General features: G+C 65.4%; 2 pseudogenes. One reads left to right on the top strand and one right to left on the bottom strand.

The window, feature by feature from the left end:
- Positions 1-612 (top strand): annotated as a pseudogene (locus ACLJT4_RS42370) (hypothetical protein); the annotation flags it as partial.
- A 28-nt stretch (positions 613-640) separates the two neighbouring features.
- On the opposite strand, the pseudogene ACLJT4_RS42375 reads toward ACLJT4_RS42370, so the two are convergent.
- A pseudogene (locus ACLJT4_RS42375) lies at positions 641-1,132 on the bottom strand (transposase family protein); the annotation flags it as partial.
- Positions 1,133-1,393 lie beyond the last annotated feature (261 nt).

Below are 1,393 nucleotides of genomic sequence, written 5' to 3' on the forward strand. Positions count from 1 at the left end.
CCTCGCGGATCGCGCGCTCACGGAGTTCGTCGGGGTATTTACGGGGTGCTGCCATGGTGCTGGTGGATCTCCTTCGCCAGGACCGTAACCCTGGCATCAGGGGCTCCACAAATCTCGGTACAGCTCAAGGTCTTCAAGGGGTTCCACCGGTTCCTGCAAGCCCGCAAGGCGGCCAAGATCGAGGCCGCGTTCGGCGTCCGGCTGGTCTGCCCGGTCGACGAGTTCAACGCTTCCCGACACGTCGGCGACGATTCCCCGGCCTTGGTGCCGCCGCCGACACCTGAGCGTGTGACGGAGTTCTTCGACTTCATGAAGCAGAGGATCGCCACCGCCAGGAAGTACGGACCCGCCGCCAGGGACTATGCGATGTTCCGGACGCTGTATCACGCCGGACTCCGCTCGAAGGAGACGTCGCTGCTGGACAAGCCAGACGTGCACTTCACCCGCGGCCCGTTCGGCAAGCTCCACGTCCGCTTCGGCAAGGGCGCCCACACCTCCGGGCCGCGTCCGCGCTGGGTGCCCATGCTCGACGGCCTGGACCTGGTGCTGCGATGGTTCCTCGACGACGTGCGGCCCAAGTTTCCCAACTCCACCTTGGAGCTGGTCGCTTAGAAGATCTCCACAGTTCAAGGGGATTGACATCGACGATGCCGTGTTCACGGGCTGCGCGGACATCGTGGACAGCGCCAGGCAGCGCGGGTGGGGCCCACAGCAGCCGACCGAAGGGGTCAGCGAGGACCTGCACGTTCATCCCGTGTTTCTTGTGCTTGCCGGAGTAGAACGGGCGGTCCGCGGCAATGCGGTCGATCGGCAGGAGCGTGCCGTCCAGGATCAGAAATGCCTTCACCGACGCGGTGCGCACCGCGTCGGCCAGGCTGGGGGCGAGGGTGGCCAGGAGCTCGACAGCCTCGGTGACGTAGCGGTAGGCCGTCGTGGTTCCGACGCCGAACCCTGCCGCGAGCTGGGCATACGTGTGGCCCACTTTCAGGTGGGCGAGCGTGAGCAGGGCCTGGCGGCCAGCGCTCAGGCGCCGCCAACGCGAGCCGATTTCGTGGCGATGCCGTCGCAACTGCTGGGTGAGGAAGCGCAAGGCAGAGCTGGATACGTCGACGCCCGACGGGTAAACAAGCACGTGAAGCCTCTGGTGGAGACGGTTCTCTTGGTCGAAAACCCATCTACCAGGGGCTTCACCATGTTGTCAGCCCAACTGCCGGACTGGAACGCCAGGTTGGAAACCCGAGTTCGACAGTTGGTGGGCATGCGGCGGTGGCGGATCTGCGGGTTGACCTGCGGCGATGGGCATGAGGAAGCTCCGGGGCCGTTTGCCCACGGCTCCGGAGGGCGTTTTCCCAGCTCAGCGGCTATTCAGGGGTCTTGAGGGCACTCATCTTTG

The sequence above is a fragment of the Streptomyces sp. x-19 genome, assembly GCF_046549115.1.
GTDB classification, from domain to species: Bacteria; Actinomycetota; Actinomycetes; order Streptomycetales; family Streptomycetaceae; genus Streptomyces; species Streptomyces albulus_C.